This is a genomic window from Methylobacterium sp. C33D (genome assembly GCF_053345825.1).
This window is the reverse complement of record NZ_JBKFAV010000031.1, coordinates 50248-71046: the sequence shown is the minus strand read 5'-3', so window position 1 is coordinate 71046 and position 20799 is coordinate 50248. Positions and strand designations below refer to the sequence as shown.

The window sequence follows — 20799 nt, the reverse complement described above, 5'->3', positions numbered from 1 at the left end:
TTCAACGCGCGATTGCGGGATGAACTTCTGAACGGCGAGATCTTCTACACGCTCAAGGAGGCACAGATCATCATCGAAAGCTGGCGTCGGCACTACAACACGATCCGCCCGCATGGCGCGCTTGGCTATAAGCCACCAGCTCCAGAGGTGTTCGTGCCGGCCATGACCGCTTGGCCGGCTGCGCTCGCCCGACCGGCTCCGCCGGCCAAGCTACCAGTGGAGCAACGGCCAACGCTGCACTAACTTTGAACTCGGACCACCACGTGGGGGCCGATCAGATGCGGGCCGCGGCGCGGCGAATTGCGGTGATGGGCCGCTATCTCAGTGTATTATTGGCTATCGGCAAGATCGAGGCGACACGCCACCCGTCCTGAGTTTTCTTGAGCGTCTGACAGATCAGAAAGGTGTCGGTTCGCGGCTCATGCCCGGGGAGCCCGCGCGTGAAGACAACTGGAACGAGGATCTGGACCACATCGGTCGAGAGCGCCGTTGCGTGGAAGTTGCTCATGTCCGGGTTCAATCGCCACGTGCCTTGATAGTAAGTCTTGAAGCGCTCAGCCACAGCGTCTGCTCCCCGGATGTCTGCGCCGCGCGAGAAGAAAAGTGCCTCCGGCGAAGCCCAGAGCATGGATCTCACGTCGTCCACGTCATGGGCGTTCTGCGCGGTCACGAACCTGGTGAATAGATCCCGCGCCTCTGTTTCGCTCTGGTCGGCCGATGCTCTTCCTGGAAGCATCAGGGCGATTGCGGCGGCAGGGAGCATATAGTTCTTCATAGATACCTCTTCCGATTAGGGATAGCGCAGGGATAATCTCTCGATGGTCGAGCGAACCCGGTCAGCGCTGATGCAGCGATGGCCGCGTCGGTCTCACGGCACTGGCATCGACGGAGCGGGCCGCCCGGGCGCAGTGCTATGGTTCAGCCCGCAGCCGTGGCGAGAACGGCGCGGAGCTGATCGTCCAGGTTACGGGCGACGTCATCGACCTCCGGCTTCCCGAATTGACCGAAGGTGCTGGCCGGGCGATCGTATTCGAACGCGACATCGCCATCGGCATCCTCGCGCAGCAGCACCCGGATCGGCGCGTACAAGGCGGCTGAAAGGGCGTGCCGGGTCATCCGCGCGGCCGTCAGCGGATTGCCGATGTCGTACTGGATGGCGCTGCGGGTCAGTCCGGCCGTGAGGAGCAGGCCGCCATGGTCCCGGGCACCGAAGATCGAGAGCGGCGCCTGTCGTTCGAGGAGATCGCGCGCCTCATCCACCTTCCCGACCAGCAGGAGCTTGGCATAGGCGTGATCGAGCGGGGGCACCGAAGCTTCCAGGGCAGCGCGCACCGCCTCGAAGGACTTCAGCGAGCGGAGCGTCACATGCTCGACCGTGACGTGGGTCGAGGTCATCTGTTCGGACATGGTATCAATCCCTCGTTTCTCGGGGCGAGTGCGGCGCAGGTCATGACGGTGGATCTCGCTCCGCCCGGGTCGCAGGGCGCGGGATCCGGACGGCGAAGACAGCGGGCGGTCAGCGGACGGCCGAGACCTCCGTCTTCGCCCTCCGCGCGAGGATGATGTCAGCCCAGGCCTGCGGGCGCTCCAGGGCGCTGAAGTGCCCCGTCCGATCGAGGGTGATGACCTCCGGCGAAAGGATTGCGGCCTCGACGCCCGCGCGGTCCCGGGGCGTGGCCCAGTCCCGATCGCCCCAGACGAGCGTGACCGGCGCAGTGACCGAGCGATAGCGCGCGCGGGCGGCGACGAAGCTCGGAAGCGCCTTGAGCAACCTCCGCGCGGCCTTGCTGTAGCCGGTTCGGCTGCCGACCCGGGCGTACTCGTCCAAGAGGTCTGGGGGCAGGCTGCGCGGGTCGTGGAAGCCCCCGCTCATGATGCCGCCGGTGATGGCCCGGTTCTCAAGCGCTGCGAAGATCGGACCGACGACCGGCGCCCGCACGCTCTTGATGATGATCGAGGCCAGGAGGTTCGACCGCTCCAGTCCCGGCAGGTAGTCGTAGGTGTTGAACGCGAAGACCCGCTCGACTTCATCGCCGAGTTCCGCGGCGAGCGAGAGCGACAACGTCGCCCCGATGGACTCGCCCGCGAGGGTCGGGCGCTCGATGCCGAGGATGGCGATGAACGATCTCAGAGCCGCCCGCAGGGTGGGCTCGTCCTTCGGGGCGTCCGGTCTCAGGTCTGACCAGCCGAAACCCGGGAGGTCGAGCGCGTACACCGTGAAGTGCGGCGACAGCAGCGGGATCACGCGCTGGAACAGGTCGAGCTGGGTCCTGACCGTGTGAGTGAGGATGAGATCCGGCCCACTACCGACCTTGACGTACCGGATGCGAGTCTCATCCGGCAGGGTCGCGGCGGCGATCTCGCCGGAAGAGAGCCAACGGCGGGTGTAATCCTGTGCCTCGTGGCTCAGGCTGGCGACGGATTGCACAATCATGGCGGTCGGGTCCCGGGGCGACGTGTCTGCGCGGGGTGTTGCCCACGCCCGTTGCGATGGAACCTAGACGCCCGTCGTCATATCCCATATGTCTAAGATCCACCTTTTTCGGACATTCGAGGCAGGGATCCGTCGTGCCGTCCATCGGTGTCGTCCTGTTCCCCGGGTTCCAGGTCATGAACCTGGCCCCGCTGACGGCCTTCGAGTTCGCCAATCTGGAACTCGGCCACGGCTTCTACGATGTGGCGTTCCTGTCCGAGGAAGGTTTGCCGATCAGGACCTCGATCGGCATGGTCATCGAGACGGAGCCCTTTTCGGGCCGGCGCTTCGACACAGTCATCGTTGTCGGCGCCGTCACGGTCGAGCCCGCGGCCCCCGGCTTGATCGAGCGGTTGCGCGAGACGGCGGCCACCGCCCGTCGGATCGCCGCGACCTGCACAGGGGCGTTTCTGCTGGCCGAGGCGGGCCTGCTCGACGGTCGGAAGGCAGCGACCCACTGGGCCCACGCCCGCGACCTGCAGCGGCTCTACCCATCGATCAAGGTCGACGACGACCGCATCTTCGTTTCGGACGGCAATGTCTGGACCTCGGCGGGCATGACCGCCGGCATCGACCTCACGCTGGCGTTGGTCGAGGACGACCTCGGGCCCGAGATGTCGAAGGGGATCGCCCGGAAGCTCGTTGTCTACCACCGCAGGACGGGTGGCCAGTCGCAGTTCTCCGCCTTGCTGGAGCTCCAGCCACGGTCCGACCGGGTCCAGAAAGTCCTGGCCTACGCCAGGAGCAATCTCAGGAACGAACTCAGCGTTGAGGAGCTGGCGGAGGCAGCGCGCCTCAGTCCACGCCAATTCAGCCGGATCTTCCGCGACGAGACCGGCCAGTCACCCGCGAAGGCTGTCGAGAACCTCCGCCTGGACGCTGCCCGGACGATGCTGGAGGACGGCAGGCATTCTCTCGACACGGTGGCCCAGGAGACCGGGTTCGCCGACCGGGAGCGGATGCGACGCGCGTTCCTGCGCGCGTTCGGCCAGCCGCCCCAAGTCCTCAGACGCAACGCCCGCCATCTCGCCCCGCCTGATGTTTCCTTGTAGCGCAGCCCGTTCTGCAGGCCTGTCCGTCGCCAGATGATGTGAGACGGTTCGAGGCGCTCAGGAACGGGGCCTCTGGTCCACCTGGGTGGCCGCCAGGCAGCGTGCGCGTGGTGCGCGAGCGGCGGCTTATGAGGGTCTGGCCTTTGATCCGCGCCCGGTCCTGCAGGATGGCCTCCCCGCGACCAAGGTAGACGTCGGCGGGAGTGAGGTCGCCCGGGCTCTCGCGAGACCGAGCGTGGGGGCTGTGCTCGAAGGCGGCGACCCGCGCCTCCAACTCGCCGCGCAGGCCCTCCAGCACGATGCGGGTCTTCTCCTCGGCCGAGAACTGCCGACGCGTGGCGCGGCGAAGGTCCTCGACCACCGCGTCTGTCGGCTTTCCGCCGGCCCGGACGACCGTTTCATCTTCGCGCCTGGGCCTACGATGAACCCAGCCATCCTCCGTTCGTGAAGACCCTCGATCTGTCACGGGCGTCCTGACGGCGGACACGTCCTCGTCGCGCGCCTTCAGGAGGCGCGCATCCGAGACCTCCACGCCGTCGAAGCGCGCGCGCCATGTGTGGGCGGCCTCGTAGAGAATCCGGTTCTCGGGTCCTGATCGAGATCCTTTGTCAAGTATTCAGCAGTAAGAACCCTCAGTTTCCACACTATCGGAATCCCAGGCCACGGCCCAGGCCGTCACCGGCCCCGGCCGCTTGTCCGGATCTACGAGGGAAGATTCGACTTCATGGAATGCCCGGCAATGGAAGAGCCGGAGCCTCGCCGCGCCTCGAAGGGCTCAGCCCGGGATGGTCGAGCGCGCCGCCTTCAGCAGTTCGTCGGCCAGCGCCTCGTCGTCGACGCCCCGTGCCAGCACCACAGCCCCGACCATGGTCGACAACGCGATCAGGGCGCGCTGCCTGCGGCGCTCCTTCGACGCTCTGGGCAGCCTGTCCGCGATGAGGTCCGCGAGCCCCTGGACCCCCTGCGTGAACCGCGCGCGCAGGGCGCTTCCGGGCGGCTCACGCCCGACGTCGTTCACCAGTGCCGCCACGGGGCAGCCTCTTCCCGGCATCCGGACGTGCCCCAGAGAGAGGTAGTTCTCGATGAAGGCGTCGAGGTTCGCGCGATACTCGTTGCTGATCGCGGCGTCGAACGCCTCCGCGGCGAGGGCATCCTTGTTGGCGAACTGACCGTAGAAGCCGCCATGGGTCAGGCCGGCGGCCGCCATGATGTCGACGACGCCGATACCGTGCAGGCCGCGCTCCCGGAACAAGGCCGACGCGACCTCGACCACGCGCTGGCGATTCAGCTTCGCTTGCTCCTGCGAGACTCGTGGCATCGTATCGTCCTCCGCTCCGTCCTCTCACATAGATGCGCAATATCATTTATTGAAGGGCGGGTGACGCTCGGTTGCTCGAGGCCCTGCGGAAGGCGGCCTCGCGGTCGCGCCGCGGCCGCCGGTCAGGGCTGTCGACCGGCCCGCGCGAGGGGGCGAAGCGCGAGCCGGTCGATGCACCGCGCGCCCGAGACCCGAGCACGCGATAGCGGGGCATCGGTTGGGATTGATGCCAAGGTTGATGCCAGGTCACGGCTCGGCCGGCACGGGCACGGGCGCGGGGCCGGATGCGGTCTGCGTCGCGCGCGCGTCCCGCCTGACCCGGAACCAGAGGGCGTAGAGCGCCGGCAGGAACAGCAGCGTCAGCAGGGTCCCGACCCCGACGCCGCCGATCAGCACGTAGGCCAGCGCCCCCCAGAACACCGAGTGGGTGAGCGGGATGAAGGCGAGCATCGCGGCGGCGGCCGTCAGGATCACCGGTCGGGCCCGCCGCACCGTCGACTCGACGATGGCCTCGTAGTCCGACAGGCCGGCCGCGCGGTCGTGGTGGATCTGATCCACCAGGATCAGCGTGTTGCGCATCAGGATGCCCGACAGGGCGATCAGGCCGAGGATCGCGTTGAAGCCGAAGGGCTGGTGGAAGACGAGCAGCGTCGGGACCGCCCCGACGAGGCCGAGCGGCGCGGTCGCGAACACCATGAACATCGTGGTGAACGAGCGGACCTGCAGCATGATGACCGTGAGGGTCACGATCAGCATCAGCGGGAAGACCGTCACCAGCGCCGTCATCGCCTTCTCGCTCTCCTCCACCGAGCCGGCCGTGTCGATGCGGTAGCCGGCCGGCAGCTTCGCCTTGATGGCCGCGAGTTCGGGAACGATCTGCGCGTGGATGTCCGGCGGCTGCTTGCCGTCGATCACGTCGCCCTGCACGCGGATGTAGGTCTCGCGGTTGTAGCGCTTGAGCACCGCGTCCTCGCTGCGGCTCTCCAGATGCGCGACCTGGGAGAGCGGCACCTGTCGGCCGTCCTGCGTGGCCAGTGTCAGGTCGCCGATGTCGCCGAGCGAGCGACGCTCGGGGCCGGGGCTGCGCAGGAGCACGTCCACGGAACGCAGGTTCTCGCGGACCTGCGTCGCCGGCGTCCCGTTGAGGTAGCTCTGCAATTGCTGGCCGGCCTCCTTTGGGGTCAGGCCGATCAGGCGCAGGCGCTCCTGGTCGAGGGCGAGGTGCAGGGTCGGCGTCCTGTCGCCCCAGTCGAGGTGGACGAGGCGCATGTTGGGGTTGGCCATCATGACGTCGCGCACCTCCGCGGCGATGTCCCGGATGACGTTGAGGTCGGGCCCGACCACCCGGAAGGCGACGGGAAAGCGCACCGGCGGCCCGAACACGATCTGCAGGACCCGGACCCGTGCCTCCGGGAAGAGGCCCTCGTCCACGAGACGGCGCAGCTTGCCGCGCAGCACGTCGCGGGCGCGGGCGTCGGCGGTCTGGACGACGATCTGCGCGAAGGCGGGATCGGGCAGCTCCGGGTCGAAGGACAGGACGAAGCGCGGCATGCCCTGGCCGATATAGCTCGTGATCTCGCCCGCCTCGGGCAGCGCGCGCACGGCCGCCTCGACCTTCCGGACGCTGGCCTCGGTGGTCGCGAAGGCGGAGCCGGTCGGCAGCGTCACCTCGACGATGAGTTCGGAACGCTCCGAGTTCGGGAAGAACTGCTTCTCGACCTTGCCCATGCCGGCTGCGGCCGACGCGAATAGCGCCACGGTAATGCCGGCGGCTATCCACTTGTGATCGACGGATAGGCGCACGACCCGGCGCAGGCGCTCGTAGTTCCGCGTGGCGTAGATCGCGGCGTGACCGCCCGCGACCGTCTTGATGTCGGGCAGGAGCTTGACGCCGAGATAGGGCGTGAAGGTCACGGCCACGATCCACGAGACGATCAGCGAGAACGCCACCACCCAGAAGATGTTGCCGGCATACTCGCCCGCCGTGGAGGCGGCGAAGCCGACGGGCAGGAAGCCCGCGATGGTGACGAGCGTGCCGGTCAGCATCGGCGCGGCCGTGGCGCTCCAGGCATGGGTCGCCGCCGAGACCCGGTCGGCGCCCTCCTCCATGCGCACCACCATCATCTCGATGGCGATGATGGCGTCGTCGACGAGGAGGCCGAGCGAGATGATCAGGGCGCCGAGCGTGATGCGGTCGAAGTCGCGGCCGGTGATCATCATGACCACGAACACGGCGGAGAGGGTCAGCGGCACCGCCAGCGCCACCACGACGCCGACCCGGAAGCCCAGCGCCACGAGGCTGACGAAGATCACCACCGAGAGCGCGGTGAAGAACTTCACCATGAACTCGTGGATGGCGTCGTCGATGACCTTCGCCTGGTCGGTGATCTTCGAGAAGGTGATGCCGGTCGGGAGGTCGCGATGGATCGCGACCTCCTCGGCGTTCAGCGCCTCGCCCAGGCTGAGTCCGTTGAAGCCCGGCTTCATCACGAGACCCAGCACCAGGGCCGGCGCGCCGTCGTTGCGGATCGCGAAGGTCTTCGGGTCCTCGTAGCCGCGCCTGACCGCGGCGATGTCGCCGAGCTTGAGGCTGCGGTCGCCGACCGCCACCGGGAGGTCGCGGATCGCGTCGAGGCCGTCGATGGCGCCGTCGAGGCGCAGGTACACCCGCGGGCCATCGGCCTCGACGAAGCCGGCCGGCGTCACGTCGTTCTGGTTGGCCAGCGCCGCCAGGAGCTGCTGGCCGGTGATGCCCAGCGTCGCGAGGCGCTGGTAGGACACCTCGACGAAGATCTTCTGCGCCTGCTCGCCGAGGATGTTGATCTTCTCGACGCCGGGCACGCGCAGCAGCCGCTGGCGCAGCTCCTCCGCGCGGAGCACGAGGTGCCGGTGCGGCAGCCCCTGGGCCTGGAGCGCGTAGAGGGCGAAGTAGACGTCCGAGAACTCGTCGTTGAACAGCGGCCCGAGCACGCCGCGCGGCAGGCCGGAGGCCTGGTCGGAGAGCTTCTTGCGCGCCTGGTAGAATTCCGACTGGAGCTTGGCCGGCGGCATGCTGTCCCTGAAGAAGACCTTCATGAGCATCAGGCCGGGGCGGACGGTCGTCTCGACCCGGTCGTAGTAGGCGAGTTCCTGGAGGCGCTTCTCCAGCGGGTCGGCGACCTGCCGCTGCATCTCGTCTGTGGTCGCGCCGGGCCAGGCGGCCGAGACCGCCATGGTCTTGACCGTGAAGGTCGGGTCCTCGGCGCGCCCGAGCTTCTCGAAGGCGAAGATCCCGGCCGCGGTGACGGCGAGCAGGAGGAACAGCGTGACGGCGCGCTCGCGCACCGCCAGGGCCGAGAGGTTGAAGCCGGAGGCGTTCATCGGCCGGCCTCCACGACGCTGGCGTTGGCCTGACGGACCGTCTCGCCGGCCTTCAGCAGATGGGCGCCGAGCGCGACGATCCGGTCACCGGGCATCAGGCCCGAGGCGACTTCCGCGGTCTCCTCCGACAGGCGCGCGACGGTGACGGGTTGCGCCGCGACGGTCTGGGTCCCGGCGTCGTAGCGCCAGACGGCCGAGCCGCCGCCCTGGTCGAACAGGGCCCCCAGGGGGACGGAGACCGAAGCCCGCGCCTGTGCCCGCACAGGGGTCAGCTGGAGCGTCACGGTCGCCCCGAGGGGCGCGGCCTCGCCCCCGCCCGACAGGATGTAGCGGGCGCGGTAGGTGCGGGTCGCCGGATCGGCCGTGGCCGACAATTCCCGGAGCTTGGCCGGGTAGGTGGTCTCGCCCTCGGCGTAGAGGGTCGCTGACGCCGCGCCCTTCGCGCGTTGCCGACTCCCCTCCGGCAGGAACACCTCCGCCTCGCGCGCGCCGTCGCGGGCGAGCTTCACCACCGTCTGCCCGGCGGCGACGACTTGGCCCGGCTCGGTCGGCACCTCCATCACGACGCCGTCGGCGTCGGCCTGGAGCTCGGAATAGCCGGCCTGGTTGGCGATCTGGCTCGCCTGCGCCTCGGCATTGGCGAACTGGGCGATAGCCGCGTCGGCGGCCGCCCTGTTCTGGTCGTAGGTCTGCTTCGAGGTCCAGCCGTCGCCGACGAGCTTGCGGCTGCGCTCCTCGTCGGCCCTGGCCTTGATCATCTGCGCGCGGGCCGCCTCGACCGAGGCGCGGGCCGCGTTGAGCGCCAGGGCGAAGTCGGTCCGGTCGAGACGCATCAGGGGCTGGCCGAGGCGCACGTGGTCGCCCGGGTCGACCAAGCGCTCGAAGATCTTGCCGCCGACCCGGAAGCCGAGATTGCTCTCGGTGCGCGCCCGGATCACGCCGGTGTAGCGCGCCACCGCCGCCGCGGCGGGCGCGACCGCGACGGTCTGGACCAGCGGCGGCTCCGGCGTGACGGCGGTCTCGGCCGGCGAGCATGCCGCGAGCGCCAAGCCGGCGAACCCGATCACCCATCGCGCATCCATGGCCGTAACTCCGTCGCCAGCTGGTCGTCGCAAAAATTATGTCCATCATTTATTATCGCGCGCCTGCACGGTCAATGGTGTCCGCGCCGCTCGCTTCGCGGGCAGGCGTCGGTGACGGCCAGACGGCGTGCGGCCGTTGGCGGAAGTTTGCCGGCGGGTTCATGTGACCGGCGGGCTTCGCACTCCGCCGACGGTGAGGATCCGCGCGCTTCGCGTGCCCGAGCGGGCGCGCCGCTCTCGACCGGAGGCGTCCGGCAGCCCGCCGCCCGTGCGGCTCGCTCGAGACATCCTCGGGTGCGGTTCGAAGCCAACGCTGGCCCGGGTCGGGCGACGCGCGCGACGGCGACAGCAGGCATGTCAGGACCATGCCTGACGCCGCGCTCGATGAAGCCCATCTCGCCCGCTTTCTCGGTGCCTTCTACAGCCGCGTGCCCGGCGATGCGTCGATCGGATCCGTGTTCGCGGCCGCGATCTCCGACCCGGACTGGCCGCGGCACATGCGGACTGTTCAGGCGTTCCGGTCTCCGGTCTCTCTCAAGTCAGTCCGGTACACGGGCAATCCGTTCGGCAAACATCTCGCGCTGGGCAGTCTCAAGCCCGAGACCTTCGCGCGGTAACTCGGCCTGTTCGAGGAAACATCCGCCTCGGATTTGATCCATGAAAGCTCAGTGCATCAGTGCTTCAGCTTTCAGGTGAACCGATCCGCCCACAACTTGGCCCGAGCCGCGTGAGCGGCTTCGAAGGGACGGCACGGGTCGAGTGGGAACTTGGCCGCCCGCACCGGCTGCGCGAGCGGCAATCGTGATGGCGGCCTCATAGGTTGGCGACCAACCCTGCCTTCAGGTTTACCGTCGAGGCGTCGGTCCGCCCTGGGGGGAATGGCCAGCGGTCCACGCCCGTCTGAAGCTCGCCCCCCCCTCAGCAGTTCGGGCGGGCGTGGATGGCCAGGCATGCAGCCGAAGCAGGTAATCTGCAGGTGCGGCCCGCGAATCTGTTCATGCCGGCCTCGTCCGGTCGTCCACGTCCGCCCGCAGATTTGCCCCTCTCAGCTGTCGAGGGCGGGCGTGGATGCTCACGGCCAAGGTGACACCGAATTTAATCGCGCTTCAGTCCAGGCCCACCATAAGTTGACCTGTCGGCCAAGGCTGACGCTCCACACCCGACCTGAGCGTGCCCCTCAAGCTGCTGGGCCGGGTGTGGATGCGCCTCGAAGCGGGAGCCGTTTCGCATTTCGCGCTCCTGCCTCCGGAACCATCGATCGGCGACGCTGCTTCGTGAGACGTCACCGTTCGGGTGGCCGCACGAGAGGAACGTCCCTTGCGCACATCAGTCATCACTGCGGCCCTGCTGGCCGCGTTCGGCGCTGCCGCTCTCACGACGCCCGCTTCGGCAGCCCCGCTCAGCCCGGCTCCCGCCGCGACTGTCGCCGGCGCCCAGGAGGGCATCACCAACGTTCGCTGGCATCCGATCCGCCGCATGCATCGCGCGGAACGTCGCTTTGTGCGTCGCCACTTCCGCCATCGCAGGTAGAAGCCCGGCAACCTCGCCGGAGGCCCGGCTGCGGGTGACGCCGCCGGGCCATTCTCCCGCGAACTGACGCACATCGTCAACGCATCGCTGACAGCGTCGGCAGGCCCGCCCGTGCGGCCAAGGCTTCGAAGACCCGCACCCGATCCCGTGAACCAGCGAGGTTCGCGTCTGCGTCGCTGATCAGCACCTCGTACCGAGCGAGATCGAAGCGGGCGAGGCGGAGCATCCGGACCGCGAGGAAGGCGTCCATCCGGCGCATGTCCGCGCCTCGCAGTGTGCCCCCCACATCCGCTGCGTCCGATCCTCTTCCCACTCGAAGGTCAGTCCGCAGAGAGTTGCGCCGGCGAGTGCCCCGCCGGCCACGCCGCGGCGCGGGATCGGTGATAGACGGAATGCCCGGCGCGCCGCCCGCCAGCGGTACCGGCCCGGATTGGGGCTACCATCTATCCGCCAATTTCGGGCATCCAGGGCGGCCACCCACCGACCACTGCGTACGAGAGGGCTGAGCCCACGATGCGAACGATCGTTTATGCCGATGGCGGTTGCGACCCGAACCCCGGACCGGGCGGTTGGGGCGTCGTCATCGCGGCCCCGGACGGCACGGTCGAGCTGTGCGGCGGCGAGCCCGGCACCACCACCAACAACCGGATGGAGCTGACGGCGGCGATCAAGGGCCTCGAGCATTTCCCCGCCGGGGCCGCGATCGAGATGCGGTGCGACAGCCAGTACGTGGTCAAATCCGTGACCGAGTGGATGCGCGGCTGGAAGGCAAGGGGCTGGCGGTCGACCACAGGCGACGTGAAGAACGTCGATCTCATGAAGCGCCTTGACGAACTGAACGCGGCACGCGACGTGAAGTGGACCTGGGTGCGCGGGCATGCCGGCGACCGCCTCAACGAGCGCGCCGACGCGCTCGTCCACAAGGGCCGTCGCGAAGCGAAGCTCGGCAAGCTCGAGTCGCGCAGCAGCGCCGCGCCCGTACCGGTCCCGACCGCCGCGCCGACGCCGTCGAGTCGGGGCGCCGACCTGCGCGTCGATCTCGCGCTCGGTCTCCAGATCGCTCGGGCCGCGAAGGCCGCGGGTGTCACGCCCGACGCGCTGGTCGACGACGCGATCCGCTTCTATCTCGAGATCGGGCCGGGCGAGGTCGCACGCCTGCGTTCGGGCCGAGCCGGCGTCAAGGCCGATCCTTGAACCCAAAGCGACTTGTGAAGGCACGACTTCGGGGCGCGCGTCCGGTGACGCGTGCCCCCCGCCGCGTCGGTCCGTTCACGGCGGATGGCGAGGCAGCCACATCCTCTCTACTTTCCCTACACGAGTCTGGACGCGGAAATTCGATCGCTTGCGGCTTTCTGGATTTCCAGAATTTGATGGAACCCAATACTTGATCGATACGTGAGCGTCGACGCCGATGCGTCCTGCCGAATCTCACTGTATTTGCGCTCGGAGAGCGTCCCCAGAGCGGTGGAAAGCCCTGGCTCATCGACTTCCAGCTGTTTAAGATGGCAGGAGGTTTGCGAAGAGGCTCCGTTAGCAGCTGTCCGCGGCTCTAGGAATCGACGCCCATGAAGATTGTTCGAGCGACAGTTGGCGTTGTGCAAAAAATAGTTCATAGAGTTCTCCAGTGGCCATCGAAGACAATACATCTCATATATTCGACAAAGGTCATAAAGAAAAATAGGGAAAAATTCAGATCCGAGCTCATACGAGATCACAGCCAAAGATTGCCCTTGTTAACAGATGAAGAGCGTCGGTTAGGCCAGCGCTTGGCCGAAGATGGCTTCTGTGTGGCCAATTATGGGATGTTCGAGTCTTTCAGGAGCGCCAAATTTCAATCCGCGGCCGAAGAAATCTACAATTGCATTGAGGAAAATTACTTCAAGACAGGCGATAATATAGACATCATCAGGTTGCTCCGCGCGTATCCCTCTCTGTTAAGTCAGTTCAAGGCTGTTTTTCGAGCGGGACTGGATGCCAGGCTGCTCAAAATTGTCGAGTCCTACCTGAAGCTTCCGGTCGCTTACGGGGGGGTCGATATATTCTTCACCATCGCTGACGGGTCGGAGAGAGGGGCCAGGACGTGGCACAAGGACAGTGAGGATAATCCAATGGTAAAGGTTGCTGTCTATCTCAACGATGTTGATGACAGCGACGGACCTCTAGAGATACTGCATCTGCAGCATCTTTCCGCAGCGTCGAGGAACAAGAGCGGGTTTTTTCACAATCAGCTGATAAAACTACAGGAGGACGGCGAGATCAAATTCGATATCACGTCCTTTACAGGCGTGAAGGGCACAGTGATACTTTGTGATACATTCAAGTATTTCCACAGGGGTAAGCCGGCCACAGGGCGGAATCGCAGGGCGCTCTTCTTCAACTATTATGCACAGAAGCCCTTGACACCGTATTTCTGCCCGAACCCGCCATTCTCGATCGACAAGATGGAAGATCTGGTTTCGGACTTGTCCCCGGAACAGCGGGCCGCGGCTTTGTGGCGCGAAAACCTGACCGGCATCGACAAGATGGTCACGAAAAGAAGGCCGTACCTCAATATGTGAGGTATCGAGCGAGCCGTAGGTCCGCTCTCGATCACTTCATTTCCGGCACGAAGTCGCGGTTCGTGTCCCGCGTTGCGGGACGGTCGAGGCATGGCAGCGTTCGGTAGTTGCTCGCGTAGCCAGAGCGAGGCGAAGACGCGGCGTCCCTTCCGGGTGGTCTTCCACCCGGCCACGTCCGCCGCGCAGCGCGGCAGGAGCGGGCATCGGCGAGGCACCCGTCGCGTTCGAGCCCCAACGGCCGGGGTGGGCGATCGCGGAGTGTGAGCGCCGGCACTGGATCTACGTGGCAGCCTCGCCGCGATGGCTGTCCCTGGACCTGTATCCGAACGTCCCGGCGCCGCGGCAGTCGCGCGGCTCGGGCACGTTCCGGCCATCGGCACTCAGGCGAGCGTTCGCCGCATCGATCTCTTCCCGGTTACGCTGCTCGAGGCCGCTGTGATGCGCCTTGAAATCTTCGGAATATGCGGACGAGCCGCGTATTCGCGCAAAGTCGATGAGAGCCGACGCCCTGTCCGGATCGTCGCGCAGGGCGGCGGACGACGACCCGGGCATATGGGAGCGCAAGGCCCAAGACGGTCTCGAACAGGGCCCGGTCGGCGGGCACGTCGATGCCGGTCTGATCGGTGCGCTCGGGCCGCCCGGACGAGCGACCGGGCTGCGTCTGATGCGCGCCCGCCCGTGAGTTCGGACGTGCGACAGCCCGTCAGTATCGCGCTCGCTCGGTGCTCGGTCGACATCCAGGCGCGCGGCTGGACGCCGGGGGGGGGCGCGAAGCCGCACTGAGCCTGGGCAAGCCGCGAGGAGACCGAAGCAGATCGGCATCCCACTTCGATCGCGTCCGCACGGCGCCCCGATGCCGCGTATCCGAACGCGCGGGCTCCTCAATGCGCCTGGACGGTCAGCCGATGGCCCAGAACAGCGGCAGCGCGCCCGCGAGGAACAGAGCCGACGAGACGAGCACGGCGAGGCGCTCGCGATGGTGCAGGACGAAGGCGTGAGGGCTGGCAAACATGGCAAGGCCGTATCGGGAGTGAGGTCACCACGCTCGCTCCTGAACCTTGACGGATCGAGGGCGCTTCGCGCTGTCCACAGGTGATGGCCGATCTCTGTCGCTGCCGCGCCACATCCTTTCGGATGTGCTCGGGCGCACCTCGCGGACGACGGATCTGGCATACCAAGTTCGGCGGGCCGTCTTTCCCCCCTCGGCGGCCCGATCCGACGGCGCAGCGACCCCACGGGTCGCTGCGCCGTTGTCGTTGCGATCCGGCTCCGCGCGAGCGGCCCGGTCCGGGTCGCTGCCGCGCGGAGGCGTCTCGGCGGCGAACAGTCTGGCGGTCTCGGCTCCGCCCTCGCGGCTATGGCCTCGTCGATCCCGGCTCGTAAGCCGCGCTCCGAGTGCGGCGGGCGGGGGAGTCGGTAGCCGTACCTGGACGATCGACGCGATCGGGGCGTAGGCGGGGAAGAACCGGCCGAATGGGCGGATCGAAGAGGCGGGATTCTCGAGGGCTCCAGGATCGGGCATGCGACGCAGCGAGATCCGCGGCGGAACGGCCGTCGCGCGCTGTCAGGACCCGACGCGCCGCACGGCCTGCGCCTCGTCCCGGGCTTCCTGCGCCGAGGGCGTCCAGAGGATCGACCGGTCGACCGCGCGGATGTCGCGATGCCCGCACAGGGCCATCGTCATGTCGAGTTCCGTACGGATGATCTCCAGGGAGCGGGCGACGCCCGCCTGACCGTAGGCGCCGAGCCCGTAGAGGAAGGCGCGGCCGATGAACACGCCCTTCGCGCCCAGGGCGACGGCCTTCAGCACGTCCTGGCCCGAGCGGATCCCGCCGTCCATCAGCACCTCGATGCGCGTGCCGACGGCGTCCGCGATCCCGGGCAGCGCGGCGATGGAGGAGGGGGCGCCGTCGAGCTGCCGCCCGCCATGGTTCGAGACGATGAGCGCGTCGGCCCCGGTCGCGGCTGCCCTCTCGGCATCCTCCACGTCCAAGATGCCCTTCAGGATCAGAGGGCCCTGCCACCGTTCGCGGATCCGCCGCACGTCGTCCCAGTCCAGGCGCGGGTCGAACTGATCCGCCGTCCAGGCCGAGATGGAACGGGTATCGCGCACGCCGTCCACGTGCCCCACGATGTTGCGGAAAGTCCGGCGCTCGGTGCGCAGCATGGACCAGCACCAGCGCGGCTTGGTCAGGAGATCGAGGACGGTGCCCGGCGTCAGCCTCGGCGGGGCCGACAGTCCGTTGCGGATGTCCTTGTGGCGCTGCCCGAGGATCTGGAGATCCAGCGTCAGGACCAGGGCCGAGCAGCCCGCCGCCTTCGCGCGGTCGATGAGGCGGTCGTTGAAGCTGCGGTCGCGCATGAAGTACAGCTGAAACCAGAACGGCTTGCTGACATTCTCGGCGACGTCCTCGATGCTGCAGATGCTCATCGTCGACAGCGTGAACGGCACGCCCGCCGCTTCCGCCGCCCGCGCCGCCAGGATCTCGCCGTCGGCGTGCTGCATGCCCGTGAGCCCCGTCGGCGCCAGGGCGACCGGCATCGCGACGGCTTGGCCGGCCATCGTCGTGGCGAGGTTGCGGTCGGTCATGTCGACCGCGACGCGCTGGCGGAGCTTGATGCCGGCGAAATCGGTCTCGTTCGCGCGGTAGGTCGACTCCGTCCACGAACCGGAATCGCAGTAATCGTAGAACATCCGCGGCACGCGCCGCTTCGCGATCCGCCGCAGGTCCTCGACCGTCGTGATGATGGGCGCCATGGGAGGTTCGGCCTCGCGAATGGATGACGGGACCGGGCGCGGGGGAAGCGGGCACGCGCCCGCTGTCCCGTACGCCGCACGCGCTTCAGCTCGCGATGCCCCGTGTTCGAAGCTGGACGGTGCAACGGTTCGCTGGAAAACGAAAGCGCGTCCGGTCGGAATACTCCGTCGCGGCGGGACGAAGGGCAGGATGCACGGCCTGCTCAGCGAGTTCGAACGGTTCGTCCCGACGGGTCGCGAGGCCGCACGCGTCGCCACCATCGCGTTCATGAACGCCGGTCCCGCGCTCGGCGACCTGCCCGCATCGGAACACGGGCCGCGGGCGCCCGGACGTCCCGCGTGCCTGAGGCGCAGGGTGGCCCGCGCGCCCGCGACGGCATCGTCCTGCGTCCGGCCTCCCACGGGCGAGCGTACAGCGATCTAGATAGCCCGTGACGCTGGTCCGCCTCGCAGAAGAGCGCCGGATCTCTGCCTGAAAGTACACAGTCCGGATCGCGCCTATTCGGGTCTCCGCGTTCCGGATGCGCATCGGGACAGCGTGTCTGCGAGCGGTGTCTCGCCGTGATCGTCTTCGATCTCGCCGCACCGCAGCGAAATCGGTCGAGTGACGATCCGAGAGCTTCTTCTCATCGAAACTGATCGGCGAAGGTTTGCAGGATAGACATCGGCGCGGGGAATAGGGACCATCGTTGCCAACGCCGGGCCCGAGCATCGGCGGTGGGACGGATACGCCGATGAGGACGACGCGCCGCGTTTTCTTGACGGGGACCGCATCCGCGGTCGCGGGCAGCCTGGTGCCGGGGGTGATCCGCTCGGCCTGCGCTCAGGGTGCCGGGGCAACAGTCCGGATCGGCATGGTGCTTCCGGTGACGGGGCCGGGCGCGGATGCCGGCCGCTACGCGCTCGCCGGCGCGAAGATCGCCCTGGAGGCGGTCAACAAGGCCGGCGGGGTGCTCGGCAAGCCCCTGGAGATCGTCACCGAGGACGATCAGACCACCAATCCCGGCGCGGTCTTCGCCTTCTCGAAACTGGCGTCCCAGGGCGACCTCGTCGGCTTCCTCGGCTCGATCCGCTCGACCCAGAACCACGCCATGGCGCCCGACATCCTGAAGACGGGGAAACCGGTCTGTTTCGGCGGCACCGACCCGGTTCTGACGCAGCTCGGCAATCCCTGGCTGTTCCGCTTCCGCCCCAACGACAGCTTCTCGGCCCGGGTGATCGCCGAGCACGGCGTCAACGGGCTGGGCAAGAAGAAGTGGGCGATCATCCACTCCACCGACGCCTTCGGGACCAGCGGTGCCAAGGCGCTGACCGAGAGCCTCGCCAAGGGCGGCGCCGCCGTCGCCCTCGACCAGGGCTACACCAACCAGAGCCAGGACTTCACGCCGGTCGTGCTGGCGATCCGGCAGTCGGGCGCCGACGTGATCGGCTCGTACTTCACCTTCGAGAACGATATCGGCATCTTCGCGCGGCAACTGCGCCAGCTCGGCGTCACCGCGCCCTGGGTCGGTTCGCCGTCGATCACCAACGTGACCGCCCTGAAGCTCGCCGGGCCGTCGCTCTACGGCACTTACGGCGTGGCCGACTACGCCGAGGAATCGAGCGACGCGGCCCGGGCCTTCGGCAACGCCTACCGGGCCGCGATGAAGGTCGCCCCCGACAACCAGTCGTCCTGGACCTTCGACGCGGTCACGGTGCTGGCCAAGGCGATCAACACGGCGGGCAAGACCGACCCGCAGGCGATCCGCGAGGCCATCCTGGCGGTGCGCGGCCACGAGGGGGCCGAGGGGACCTACAACTTCGACAAGAGCGGCGACGGCCTGCACGGCTACAACGTCGTGCGCAACGACAAGGGCAACATCGTCTTCGACCGGCGGATCGACTTCTACCAAGGGTGAGCCGGCCGACGTGTTCGGGGCGCGTGAACGACATCCGGAGGAGGCGAGAGTGCGGACCGCATGGACCTGATCCTGCAACTCCTCTTCACCGGGATCGGCATCGGCTCCGTCTACGCCCTGGTGGCGCTCGGCTTCGTGCTGATCTTCCGCGCCACCAACGTGGTGAACTTCGCGCAGGGCGAGTTCTCGATGGTGGCGGCCTTCCTGATGGTGGTCTTCGCGGTCGACCTCCAGTGGCCCTACTGGTTGTCACTCCTCCTGACCCTCGGCGGGATGGCGCTGCTCGGCGCCCTGTTCAATCTCGGCGTCTACTACCCGCTGCGGCACCGCAGCTACCTGCCGGTAATCATCTCGACCATCGGCGCCTCGATCTTCCTGGCGAACACGACGCTCGCCCTCTACGGGCCGCAGCCGCAGGTGCTCCCGCCCGTCTTCGAGACGCAAGGGTTCCTGCTCGGGCCGGTCTTCCTCGACAGCCAGTACCTGCTGATCATCGCGGTCACGGCGGCCCTGGTGGCGTTCCAGTACTGGTTCTTCGAGCACACTCTTGTCGGCAAGAAGCTCCAGGCGACGTCCCAGGACAAGGAGATGGCCGCCCTCCTGGGCATCCCGGTGGCCGGCATGATCATGCTGACCTTCGTGTACAGCGCCGTGCTCGGCGGCATCGCCGGCATCCTGGTGGCGCCGGTGCTGTTCGTGTCGATCCAGATGGGAGCCACGATCGCCCTCAAGGCCTTCGCGGCGACGATCATCGGCGGCTTCGGCGACGTCACCGGGGCGATCATCGGCGGCCTCGCCCTCGGCATCATCGAGACCTTCGGGGCGGCCTACATCTCGGTTCCCTACAAGGACGCCTTCGCGTTCCTGGTGCTGGTGGTCTTCCTGGTCGTGCGCCCGCAGGGCCTGTTCGGCGAGCGCGTGGCGGAGAAGGCATGAGCGGTCGCCCCTCCACGGTCACCGGCCCGGCCGCCGCGGCTCCAGCGCCCGCGCCGCGCCGCCTGCCTCTCGGAAGCCTCGCCTACGCGGCTCTGGTCGCCGCCCTGGTGACGCTCGCCGCGACGACGCCGCTCAGCGGCTACGCCCTCAACATCCTGATGCAGGCGACGACCTACGCGATCGCGGTGATCGGGCTCACCGTGGTGCTCGGCCTGTGCGGGCAGATCAACCTCGCCCAGGCCGCCTTCTTCGGGATCGGTGCCTACGCGGTCGGGCTCGGCACGGTCGACGGGGGCCTGAACTTCTGGATCTGCCTCGTCACCGGCCTGGGTCTCGCGCTCCTCCTGGGCGCCGCGCTCGGCGCCTCGACGCTGCGGCTCGGCGGCCACTACCTCGCCATGGTGACGATCTCGTTCCAGCAGATCCTGACCCTGGTGCTGACCAACTGGATCCCGGTCACGCACGGTCCCGACGGGGTGCCGAACATCCGCCGCCCGGCCCTGTTCGCCGACGGGCAGAGCTACCTCGCCCTCTGCGTGCTGGTGCTGGCCGTCGTCGGCTGGCTCGTCTGGCACATGCCGCGGACGCGGCTCGGGCGCGCCATGCGGGCGGTGCGCGACAACGAGCTCGCCGCGGGCGTGTCGGGCATCGACATCTACCGCACCAAGGTCGCGGCCTTCGCCCTCGGGGCGCTGCTGGCGGGGCTCGGCGGCGGGCTGTTCGCCGGCAGCTTCACCTATATCAGCCCGGACCAGTTCTCCTTCGCCGAGTCCATCGTCTTCCTGACAATGGCGCTGCTCGGCGGCGTCGGTTCGCCGGTCGGCGCCGTGATCGGCACCGCGCTGCTGATCCTGATCCCGGAATGGCTCCGCTTCCTCAAGGAGATCCCGGGGCTCTACCTCGCGATCTACGGGCTCGCGGTGATCCTGATCGTGGTGTTCATGCCCGACGGGATCTGGGGCTTCCTCGGCGACCAGGTCCGGCGGCTGCGCCGGGCCCGCCCGGCTCCGCCGCCCGTCGCCGAGCTGACCTTGAGCCAGGGCGAGGCCTCCGCGGCACCGATGCTGGAGGTGTCGGACCTGTCCAAACACTTCGGCGGCCTCAAGGCCGTGGACGCGGTGAGCTTCACGGTGGCGCGGGGCGGCATCCACGCGCTGATCGGCCCCAACGGCTCCGGCAAGACCACGACGCTGAACGTCCTCTCGGGCCTCTACAGCCCCACGGGCGGTACCGTGCGGCTGGCCGGGCGGGACGTCACGCGCCTCTCCCCGCACCGGCGGGCGGCGGCCGGGATCGGCCGCACCTTCCAGAACATCCGCCTGTTCCGCTCCATGAGCGCCCTGGAGAACGTCGTCATCGGCGCCGAGCGCCCCAACAACCCGCTCGCCGCCCGAGACCGCGCGAGCCTGGAGGCCCGCGCACGGGCGGCGCTCGCCTTCGTGGGGCTGGATGGGCGGGCGCTGGAGCCGATCTCCGGCTTCTCGTACGGCCACCAGCGCCTGATCGAGATCGCGCGGGCACTGGCCGGCAACCCCGTGCTGCTGCTCCTCGACGAGCCCGCCGCGGGGCTCAACTCCAGCGAGAAGAACGCCCTGACGGTGCTCCTGCGCCGGATGGCCGCCAAGGGCCTGATCATCCTGATCATCGACCACGACATGACGCTGGTGAGCGACGTGGCGAGCCACATCACCGTGCTGAACTTCGGCCGCCGCATCGCCGACGGCGTCACCGCGACCGTGCTGCGCGAGCCCGCGGTGATCCAGGCCTATCTCGGCGAGGACGCCGCCGCCGGCCCTGCGGCGAGCCTTAAGACCGACCTCGCCCCGGTGTGACT

General features: G+C 68.0%; 16 protein-coding genes. 8 read left to right on the top strand and 8 right to left on the bottom strand.

Features of this window, described 5'->3' with window-relative positions; genetic code table 11:
• Nucleotides 1-243 (top strand): integrase core domain-containing protein (locus ACLBXO_RS22900; protein ID WP_447686794.1); only part of this gene is annotated, 243 nt, incomplete at its 5' end.
• 73 nt (nt 244-316) lie between these two features.
• On the opposite strand, the gene ACLBXO_RS22895 is transcribed toward ACLBXO_RS22900, so the two are convergent.
• From ACLBXO_RS22895 to ACLBXO_RS22885, 3 genes are all read right to left on the bottom strand, one after another.
• A complete protein-coding gene (locus ACLBXO_RS22895) occupies nt 317-775 on the bottom strand; it encodes a YybH family protein (protein ID WP_447686793.1) in 459 nt (152 codons plus the stop codon).
• Between the two features lie 143 nt (nt 776-918).
• Nucleotides 919-1407: a DUF302 domain-containing protein gene (locus ACLBXO_RS22890; RefSeq protein ID WP_447686792.1), complete on the bottom strand. Its 489-nt coding sequence runs from the start codon at nt 1405-1407 to the stop codon at nt 919-921.
• Between the two features lie 109 nt (nt 1408-1516).
• The gene (locus ACLBXO_RS22885; protein WP_447686791.1) at nt 1517-2434 is read right to left on the bottom strand and encodes an alpha/beta fold hydrolase; all 918 of its coding nucleotides are present in this window, start codon (nt 2432-2434) and stop codon (nt 1517-1519) included.
• Between the two features lie 134 nt (nt 2435-2568).
• Here ACLBXO_RS22885 and ACLBXO_RS22880 point away from each other — a divergent pair, with 134 nt between their 5' ends.
• Nucleotides 2569-3525, top strand: a complete 957-nt coding sequence (locus tag ACLBXO_RS22880) for a GlxA family transcriptional regulator (RefSeq protein ID WP_447686790.1) — start codon at nt 2569-2571, stop codon at nt 3523-3525.
• 775 nt (nt 3526-4300) lie between these two features.
• Here the strand turns inward: ACLBXO_RS22880 and ACLBXO_RS22875 are convergent.
• The 3 genes from ACLBXO_RS22875 to ACLBXO_RS22865 all read right to left on the bottom strand — a co-directional run bounded on the left by ACLBXO_RS22875 (nt 4301) and on the right by ACLBXO_RS22865 (nt 9285).
• Entirely contained in the window at nt 4301-4843 is a 543-nt protein-coding gene (locus ACLBXO_RS22875) for a TetR/AcrR family transcriptional regulator (protein ID WP_447686789.1), read from the bottom strand.
• Between the two features lie 246 nt (nt 4844-5089).
• Nucleotides 5090-8203, bottom strand: coding sequence for an efflux RND transporter permease subunit (locus ACLBXO_RS22870; RefSeq protein ID WP_447686788.1), 3114 nt, complete (start codon nt 8201-8203; stop codon nt 5090-5092).
• A complete protein-coding gene (locus ACLBXO_RS22865; protein ID WP_447686787.1) occupies nt 8200-9285 on the bottom strand; it encodes an efflux RND transporter periplasmic adaptor subunit in 1086 nt (361 codons plus the stop codon). Before ACLBXO_RS22865 ends, ACLBXO_RS22870 begins: the two co-directional genes overlap by 4 nt.
• A 365-nt stretch (nt 9286-9650) precedes the next feature.
• On the opposite strand from ACLBXO_RS22865, the gene ACLBXO_RS22860 reads away from it, so the two are divergent.
• Nucleotides 9651-9902, top strand: a complete 252-nt coding sequence (locus ACLBXO_RS22860; protein ID WP_447686786.1) for a hypothetical protein — start codon at nt 9651-9653, stop codon at nt 9900-9902.
• A 989-nt stretch (nt 9903-10891) separates the two neighbouring features.
• Here ACLBXO_RS22860 and ACLBXO_RS22855 read toward each other — a convergent pair.
• Nucleotides 10892-11065: a hypothetical protein gene (locus ACLBXO_RS22855; protein ID WP_447686785.1), complete on the bottom strand. Its 174-nt coding sequence runs from the start codon at nt 11063-11065 to the stop codon at nt 10892-10894.
• A 263-nt stretch (nt 11066-11328) separates the two neighbouring features.
• Here ACLBXO_RS22855 and ACLBXO_RS22850 point away from each other — a divergent pair, with 263 nt between their 5' ends.
• Both ACLBXO_RS22850 and ACLBXO_RS22845 read left to right on the top strand, forming a co-directional pair.
• A complete protein-coding gene (locus tag ACLBXO_RS22850) occupies nt 11329-12009 on the top strand; it encodes a ribonuclease H family protein (RefSeq protein ID WP_447686784.1) in 681 nt (226 codons plus the stop codon).
• Between the two features lie 371 nt (nt 12010-12380).
• On the top strand, nt 12381-13373 hold the full coding sequence (locus ACLBXO_RS22845; RefSeq protein ID WP_447686783.1) for a hypothetical protein: 993 nt from the start codon (nt 12381-12383) through the stop codon (nt 13371-13373).
• Nucleotides 13374-14937: 1564 nt separating this feature from the next.
• Here the strand turns inward: ACLBXO_RS22845 and ACLBXO_RS22840 are convergent.
• Nucleotides 14938-16131 (bottom strand): alpha-hydroxy acid oxidase, encoded by a 1194-nt coding sequence (locus ACLBXO_RS22840; RefSeq protein WP_331316277.1) that lies wholly within the window; start codon nt 16129-16131, stop codon nt 14938-14940.
• Nucleotides 16132-16865: 734 nt separating this feature from the next.
• On the opposite strand from ACLBXO_RS22840, the gene ACLBXO_RS22835 reads away from it, so the two are divergent.
• From ACLBXO_RS22835 to ACLBXO_RS22825, 3 genes are read left to right on the top strand one after another with little or no spacing between them, the layout of a single operon-like run.
• The gene (locus ACLBXO_RS22835; protein ID WP_447686782.1) at nt 16866-18029 is read left to right on the top strand and encodes an ABC transporter substrate-binding protein; all 1164 of its coding nucleotides are present in this window, start codon (nt 16866-16868) and stop codon (nt 18027-18029) included.
• A gap of 60 nt (nt 18030-18089) precedes the next feature.
• Nucleotides 18090-18965 carry a branched-chain amino acid ABC transporter permease gene (locus ACLBXO_RS22830; protein ID WP_012329745.1) on the top strand — a complete coding sequence of 292 codons (876 nt, stop codon included), beginning with the start codon at nt 18090-18092 and terminating at the stop codon, nt 18963-18965.
• Nucleotides 18962-20797, top strand: coding sequence for a branched-chain amino acid ABC transporter ATP-binding protein/permease (locus tag ACLBXO_RS22825; RefSeq protein ID WP_447686781.1), 1836 nt, complete (start codon nt 18962-18964; stop codon nt 20795-20797). Before ACLBXO_RS22830 ends, ACLBXO_RS22825 begins: the two co-directional genes overlap by 4 nt.
• Nucleotides 20798-20799: the final 2 nt, after the last annotated feature.